7 protein-coding genes and 2 pseudogenes are annotated in these 6,980 nt (G+C 45.6%); 4 read left to right on the top strand and 5 right to left on the bottom strand.

Going from position 1 to position 6,980, the window contains the following annotated elements; translation table 11 throughout:
* Positions 1 to 221 precede the first annotated feature (221 nt).
* Positions 222 to 1,016, top strand: coding sequence for a peptidoglycan editing factor PgeF (pgeF, locus tag O9290_RS10650; RefSeq protein ID WP_002759681.1), 795 nt, complete (start codon positions 222 to 224; stop codon positions 1,014 to 1,016).
* 60 nt (positions 1,017 to 1,076) lie between these two features.
* On the top strand, positions 1,077 to 2,054 hold the full coding sequence (gene fmt / locus O9290_RS10645; protein WP_288025458.1) for a methionyl-tRNA formyltransferase: 978 nt from the start codon (positions 1,077 to 1,079) through the stop codon (positions 2,052 to 2,054).
* A 29-nt stretch (positions 2,055 to 2,083) separates the two neighbouring features.
* Here fmt and O9290_RS10640 read toward each other — a convergent pair whose 3' ends face one another.
* From O9290_RS10640 to O9290_RS10635, 3 genes and pseudogenes are all read right to left on the bottom strand, one after another.
* Positions 2,084 to 2,464 carry a cyclic nucleotide-binding domain-containing protein gene (locus tag O9290_RS10640; protein ID WP_002759683.1) on the bottom strand — a complete coding sequence of 127 codons (381 nt, stop codon included), beginning with the start codon at positions 2,462 to 2,464 and terminating at the stop codon, positions 2,084 to 2,086.
* Between the two features lie 97 nt (positions 2,465 to 2,561).
* Positions 2,562 to 2,675 (bottom strand): annotated as a pseudogene (locus tag O9290_RS28485) (type II restriction endonuclease); the annotation flags it as partial.
* A gap of 182 nt (positions 2,676 to 2,857) precedes the next feature.
* Positions 2,858 to 3,664: a TlyA family RNA methyltransferase gene (locus tag O9290_RS10635; protein ID WP_288055677.1), complete on the bottom strand. Its 807-nt coding sequence runs from the start codon at positions 3,662 to 3,664 to the stop codon at positions 2,858 to 2,860.
* 139 nt (positions 3,665 to 3,803) lie between these two features.
* Here O9290_RS10635 and O9290_RS10630 point away from each other — a divergent pair, with 139 nt between their 5' ends.
* Complete coding sequence (locus tag O9290_RS10630; RefSeq protein ID WP_002759686.1) at positions 3,804 to 4,025, top strand: hypothetical protein; 222 nt, start codon at positions 3,804 to 3,806, stop codon at positions 4,023 to 4,025.
* A gap of 117 nt (positions 4,026 to 4,142) precedes the next feature.
* Here O9290_RS10630 and O9290_RS10625 read toward each other — a convergent pair whose 3' ends face one another.
* Entirely contained in the window at positions 4,143 to 4,973 is an 831-nt protein-coding gene (locus O9290_RS10625; RefSeq protein WP_002759687.1) for a metal ABC transporter permease, read from the bottom strand.
* Between the two features lie 236 nt (positions 4,974 to 5,209).
* Positions 5,210 to 6,568: a thioredoxin-disulfide reductase gene (trxB, locus tag O9290_RS10620; protein ID WP_125730937.1), complete on the bottom strand. Its 1,359-nt coding sequence runs from the start codon at positions 6,566 to 6,568 to the stop codon at positions 5,210 to 5,212.
* A gap of 314 nt (positions 6,569 to 6,882) precedes the next feature.
* Here trxB and O9290_RS10615 point away from each other — a divergent pair.
* Positions 6,883 to 6,980 (top strand): annotated as a pseudogene (locus O9290_RS10615) (RNA-guided endonuclease InsQ/TnpB family protein); the annotation flags it as partial.

Raw genomic sequence — 6,980 nt, 5'->3', positions numbered from 1 at the left:
GGAGTGATCAGGGGGAAATTCAGGGACTTTTTCCCTGAAAATTAGGTAATTGACCCCCTCAAAATCGGTAAAACCCCACACCCCACACCCCACACCCTACACCCTGCCCCTAGGAAAAACTTTTTCAGCAGACCCTAAATAATCTTCCGGTTGCCGTTTGCCAAGCTCAGAACTAGGATAGGAAAGAACGAGGTATTAATGCAGCAAGAGAGGTTTAGACTGTGACCAATGTAGCGATCGATGTCCGATTAACCGAGACTTCTCTGTGGCAATGGCAAATATGGCAAGGATTGCCCTATCTTACCTGTAATCTCCTAGAGGACTGGTCCCACGGCTTTTTTACCCGTCATTATTACCCCCAAACCCCGGAAGCTTTTACGGCTGCTCTGGGGGCAAATGTACCGGTTTATCGGGTCAAACAGGTACATGGCGATCGCCTATTAAATCCCCAAGGGATTACTAACCCGGAAATTGTCGAAGCGGATGGAATTATCACCGATGCTTCCGGTCAAGGGATTTGGGTGGCCAGTGCTGACTGTACGCCCGTACTAATAGGCGATCGCTCTACTGGTGTTGGGGTGGCGATTCATTCTGGATGGAGAGGGACGGCCAAAAGGATAGTTCCCAAAGCAGTAAAGCAGTTATTAAACTCAGGTAGTTGTTTAGATAACTTAGTGCTGGCCCTGGGGCCGGCAATTGCCGGGGAAGTGTATCAAGTAGAGGCAGAAGTTGCCGTAGAAGTGGGTTTAAGTTTATTCCCCCAAGAAACCAATCCCGACCAAATTCTGGCGAATTTATTGAACCTGTCCCCCTCCCCCTTATTTGCTGACGAGGAAAAAGGGAAAGTGCGCTTAGACGTGCGACGGGTGATTTATCATCAACTACAACAGTTAGGAATTCGGGATGAACAAATTGCGATCGCTCCTTTTTGTACCTATCAACAAGAGGATCATTTTTTCTCCTATCGTCGGGAAAAAGCCAAAAAAATTCAATGGTCTGGCATAGTTAGCCGTTAATAACTCGGTGGACATTCACTGATTACTGCTCACTGATAACTGAAAAATCCCCCCTCTCCCATGCGTATTGTTTTTTTCGGAACCCCGACTTTTGCTGTTCCCACCCTAAAAAAATTATTAGCCAATCCCGATATAGAAGTAATTGCCGTCGTTACCCAACCGGACAAGCGCCGGGGAAGGGGCAATCAATTAATCCCCTCACCGGTGAAACAAATAGCCATAGAACAGCAAATACCGGTTTTGCAGCCCAAAAGTGTCAAAAAAAACGCTCGAACCTTAGATTTTCTCAGACAATCGCGGGTGGATGCCTTTGTGGTGGTTGCCTACGGACAAATTCTCTCCCCAGAAATTCTAGAGATGCCGAGATTAGGCTGTATTAACGTTCATGGCTCAATTTTACCGAAATATCGGGGAGCAGCCCCCGTGCAGTGGTGCATCGCTAGGGGAGAAAAAGAAACCGGCATTACCACCATGTTAATGGATGCGGGCATGGATACCGGACCGATGCTACTGAAAGCCTACACCCCGATCGCTCTTTTTGACAATGCCGAACAGGTGGGAGCAACCCTAGGACAAATGGGGGCGGATTTGCTCCTAGAAACCCTCTCTAAGCTCGATCGAGCAGAAATTACCCCAATTCCTCAAAATAACGACGATGCCACCTATGCCCCTTTAATTCAAAAATCTGACTATCTAATCAACTGGCAAGATTCGGGCCGGAGAATTCACGATCGAGTCCGGGGTTTTTATCCTCATGCGCTGACCACTTTACGGGGACAACCCCTAAAAGTGATGGCCACTATTCCCCTAGAGGATCTCGGTCAACTTCCTCGAGAATTACAGACAAAAGACCTTTCTCATCTAAGCGGAGAAGTGGGAGCGATCGTGGCTCTCTGGAAAAATTTCGGGCCGGTAGTGCAGACGGGTGAGGGTTTATTATTATTAAAAGAAGTGCAATTATCGGGAAAATCACCGCGTTCTGGTGGGGATTTGGTCAATGGTTCCCGTTTAACTATCGGTGAGATTTTCGGTCAATAGTTTTCAGGGGATGGCTTTCCTTTGCTCCTCTATGCTTCACCGGTGAAGATTTTTTTCAACTTGCGAAAGCGATCGGAATAACTTCTTAACACTTCGATCGCAAACATGGGGGTTTCCTGCACGGCAAATAAAAACTGCGGTTGATTGAGATAGGCTAATTTACAATCAGTTTTGGCAATAGCTGTGGATTCTCGCAGTTTATCCCCATGCAGGAGCGCTCCTGCTCCGAATACATCCCCTTTTTCTAGAGTTTCTATCAATTGTCCCTTGATATACATCTCCACTTCTCCGCTAAGAATACCGTACATTAACTCGCCCTCCGTGCCATCGGCAAAAATAACTTCACCAGCTGGAAAAGTGCGATCGGGATGATTTTCGAGAATTTTAATCGTCTCTACGGGACTTAACATGATTTAACAAGAATTTTTCGGGTTATCTCTCCCATTTTCCAATAGATTGAACTGCCCGATCATCGTTTTTGTATGTAAGAATACATCTCCCCTGCTCCCCAAGAGTTGTCTGGGGGTGGGTTGGAAACTTCTCTACCTGACAAAGATTCGGTTTGACTCTCAGAAATGCTTTGTTTAATGCTTGTCGGGGAGAGAAAATTTCCCTCTTCATACCTTTGTCCTCTTCCTACCCAACCCGATTTTTGAGTCTATTTTTTTCTCTCTTATCTTCGCCGAAAAACCCTATATATATGGGCGCACGGATACCCATTATACATAAAGTATAAAGCAAGTCTCGCCATTTGTCAAGGGTTTTTCTGAAAATCTCCCCACTGCCTTGACAAAACACTGGGGTTAAAACTGTTCGATCGCTGCTTGGGTGATTTCTGCGATCGCGGCTAAACTGGGACTAACTTGGCCAGTATCGGTGGACAACCAGAGAAGATACTCCACATTACCCGCAGGTCCGGTAATGGGAGACCAAGTTAAACCCCGATAGAACCATCCTAAGACTGCGGCGGCCTGTAAAACCTGAAAAATCGCCCCCGCTTGGTCTTGGTGGTCGCGAACTACCCCTTTTTTGCCGACTTTTTCCCGTCCCACCTCGAATTGGGGTTTGACCAATAAAATCGCCTCTCGCGGTGGATTTAATAGCGTCCACAGGGTCGGTAAAACTTTGGTCAGGGAAATAAAAGACAGATCCATAACTGCTAAATCGGCGGGTTTTTCCTGTCCGTATAACTTTTCTGGGGTTAAATAGCGAAAATTAGTTCTTTCTAGTAACATAACTCGTTGATCCTGCCGTAAACTCCAGGCCACTTGTCCATAACCCACATCGACCCCATAAACCCGTTTTGCTCCTTTTTGCAAGAGACAATCGGTAAATCCCCCCGTGGAAATGCCTCCATCTAAACAAATGCGATCGCTGACATCGATGGCAAACAATTCTAAGGCCTTGGCTAATTTTTCGCCCCCCCTTGACAAATAGGGCAGTTTCTGCTTAACCTCGATCACCGCTTCTGGATCGATTTCTGTGGCCGGTTTATCAATGATTTGGTGATTGACTTTCACCTCTCCAGCGCGAATTAATCGCTGTGCCTGTTGACGGGAATCACAGAGATTTTTGGCTACTAATAATAAATCTAATCTTTCTTTCGACAAGGAAGGCCTCCCAATAATCAGCGCCTAATTCTAAAAAATACCTTATTTTTCCGCAAGCAATCCCAGAAGGAAGATTATAACTAAAGATATGGACAAACGGAACCCATCAGCTAAATTTTCGCTGCCATCCCGATATTTTATGGATAAAGAGACTCGATTCGCCATTTTAGTTATTGGCATCCCCTTTCTAGGACTAGCTTACTGTGGCTTGATTTTTGCCGTGATGATCTATTGGGTGTGGGGCCGGGAACATCCCGTAACCATGGCCACTTTTTTCGTCCTTGCTCCTTCTTTGATTTCTGGTTCTATCTGGCTGTTAGCCTCCTATAAAGCCCGCCAAAAGCAGCGTTTAGGGTTATAATTGGTAAGACTATCCCATCGGCCTCTAGAGAACAACTAATGTGGGGCAATGTGGGGGTGAATTGCCTTCACCCTCCCCTAGATAACTTTTTCTGATCACCACAACTAGGGGAGAGCCTTAAAGATTAGATATTTTTCTGGTGATAGTTAGGATGAAAGGTTTCCAAGTAAGACTGATTAAATAGCCCAATCCTGCCACTAAAATAATTGTCGCCCCTGAGGTGAGATTTAAACTATAGGATAACCACAAACCCACTAAAGTAAAGACAATTCCTAAAATAATCGCTAGGATCATCATTCCCTTCATATTTTTAACAAATTGTCCACTGATAGCGGCGGGAATAGTTAATAAAGCAATTACCATAATTAATCCTACCACCTGCATTACTGCCACAATAGTTAAAGCGGTTATTCCCATTAAACCTAAGTAAATTATCTCCACGGGAATATTGCGAATAATCGCAAAGGTTTCATCAAAAGATATGGCTAACAACTCTTTATAAAAGATACTAACTAAGGTGATAATTAATATATCTATGCCCGCCATTATCCATAAATCATCCCTCGGTACAGTTAAAATACTACCGAAAAGATAACTCATTAAATCAGCTTTATAACCGGGGGTTAAATCAATAAAAATTACCCCAATCGCCATACCAATCGCCCACATAACCCCGATTAAAGTATCGGCTCTCTCCCGGATGCGACGCTGTAAAAAACCCATGCCTAAAGCCGAAAAAAAGGTAAAAAATATCGCCCCCACCAGGGGATTAATCCCAAAAAAATAACCGATTCCTATCCCTCCATAGGCAGCGTGAGCGATTCCACCACTGATAAAAACCACGCGATTAACTACTACCAAAGTACCGACAATCCCACAGGCAATACTAACTAATATTCCTGCGGCAATCGCATGGCGCATAAAATCAAATTGTAAGGCCTCTAGCATAGGGTGTGGGGTGTGGGGTGTGGGGTGTGGGGTGTGGGGTGTTGGGGAGTGGGGAAGTGGGGAAGTGGGGTGTGGGGAAGTGGGGAAGTGGGGAAGTGGGGGAGTGGGGAAGTGGGGGAGTGGAGCATTTGGATGAAATTTCCCTATCACCCTATCACCCTATCACCCCAAAACCCTATCACCCTATCTCCTAACGACCGACTCCTGACTCCTGACTCCTGACTCCTGATAACTGATTATTGATAACTCTCAATTACTTGACGAAAATCGCTTTTTTGTTTGACTCCGCGCATTTCTTTTACTAATTCCCGGTCCTTAAAGAATTGTACCGTGGGAGTCCCAGTTACTTGACCCATTTTGGCAATTTCCGGGTCAGCTTCGATGTCAATTTCCACAAAATAAATTTTGCCATCGTACTCATCGACCACTTTATCTAAAATCGGTTTCAGGGTTTTACAGGGGCCACAGGTGGGAGAAACATATTTTACCATTAACAAGCGATCGCCGTCGTGGAATAATTTCCGCAAAGCATAACCCCCAACGTGACGGGTTTTGTGAATATCAAAAGTTTCCTCCGTATCGGCCGGGGTTTCGCTAACGGTTTTCGTCTCGTAATGTTCAGAAGTGGCTGATTGACGGTATTCTTGGATTAAATTATGCTCCGATAACCATCTTTCTGCCAATAACGCCGCCATACACCCCGTACCTGCGGCAGTGATTGCCTGACGGTATTCGTGGTCCTGCACATCTCCGGCGGCAAAAACCCCCTCGACGCTGGTAGCAACAGTCCCCGGTTTGACTTTCACATAACCCACCTCGTCTAATTCTAGTTGTCCTTGGAATAGGGAAGTATTGGGAGTGTGACCGACGGCATAAAATAACCCTCTAACGGCTAATTCACTGATTTCTCCCGTTTGCGAGTTTTTAATGCGTAATCCTGCCATTTTACTGCCTGTACCGAACACATCCACCGCTTGGGTATGAAAATGAACGGTAACTTTCGGATTATTTAACACCCGGTCCTGCATTGCTTTCGAGGCACGCATCGCTTCCCCGCGAATTAATAAATGGACGTGGGAGCCGTATTTAGTCAAATATACGGCTTCTTCGGCTGCGGAGTCACCGCCACCGATGACAGCGAGGTTTTCCTCTCTAAATATCGGTGTAGCACCGTCACAGATAGCACAAGCGGAAATCCCGTTACTCCAGAATTGGGCCTCGCTGGGTAATCCTAAGCGTTTGGCAGTGGCTCCCGTGGCGATAATAATACTATTGGCCTTCACTTCCCGGTCGGTGGAACGAATGGCAAAAGGACGCTGACTTAAATCCACCGAGATAACATCTTCGGTATAGCATTGGGTCCCCCATCTTTCGGCCTGTTCCTTCATTCTTTCCATGAGCTTCGGACCAGTGATTCCTTCGGGAAAACCGGGGAAATTTTCTACTTCTGTGGTGGTCATCAATTGTCCCCCCGGAATGCCTCCCGCTTGGAAACCCTCAAACATCAAGGGTTTTAAGTTCGCACGCGCCGCATAAATCGCCGCCGTATATCCCGCGGGTCCCGAACCAATAATGACTAAATTCTCGACAGTCATAACCGTAAATGCAACTCATAACGACTACGCTTTTTAGTATAGCAGATAATGTCGGGTGGGTTAGACGACGATAAGTTAGATAACCAGAGTTCGGAATAAGCAACAACCCTGATTCTCCTCTAGAAGTCATGGCAAAATTTCCTTAACCCGAACTGACACCAGGATAGAGGAGGGAAGGTGATCCCCCACGGGCTATCGATTACCGAAATTTTGGGTTAAAGCCCCGTCCTTTTAGGACGGCTTTTTAAACTATATCTTGTTAACTTAACTTTTATTGTGCTATACTGATTTTGTCTAAGTCCCCCCTGCGTAAAATGTTTGTCTTAGAGTTTAAAGTTAAAGCTAAAACTCAACAGTATCAAGCCATAGACGATGCTATTCGTACTGCTCAATTCATCCGTAACAAATGTGT

This window comes from Microcystis sp. LE19-41.2A (assembly GCF_027530405.1).
Lineage (GTDB): Bacteria > Cyanobacteriota > Cyanobacteriia > Cyanobacteriales > Microcystaceae > Microcystis > Microcystis aeruginosa.
This window is presented reverse-complemented; position numbering and strand designations above follow the sequence as displayed.

What these genes read in the sequence shown, in the direction of transcription:
- fmt (WP_288025458.1), top strand. Translation starts at nt 1,077, where the DNA reads ATGCGTATTGTTTTTTTCGGAACCCCGACTTTTGCTGTTCCCACCCTA.
- O9290_RS10640 (WP_002759683.1), bottom strand. Translation starts at nt 2,464, where the DNA reads ATGTTAAGTCCCGTAGAGACGATTAAAATTCTCGAAAATCATCCCGAT.
- O9290_RS10630 (WP_002759686.1), top strand. Translation starts at nt 3,804, where the DNA reads ATGGATAAAGAGACTCGATTCGCCATTTTAGTTATTGGCATCCCCTTT.
- O9290_RS10625 (WP_002759687.1), bottom strand. Translation starts at nt 4,973, where the DNA reads ATGCTAGAGGCCTTACAATTTGATTTTATGCGCCATGCGATTGCCGCA.
- trxB (WP_125730937.1), bottom strand. Translation starts at nt 6,568, where the DNA reads ATGACTGTCGAGAATTTAGTCATTATTGGTTCGGGACCCGCGGGATAT.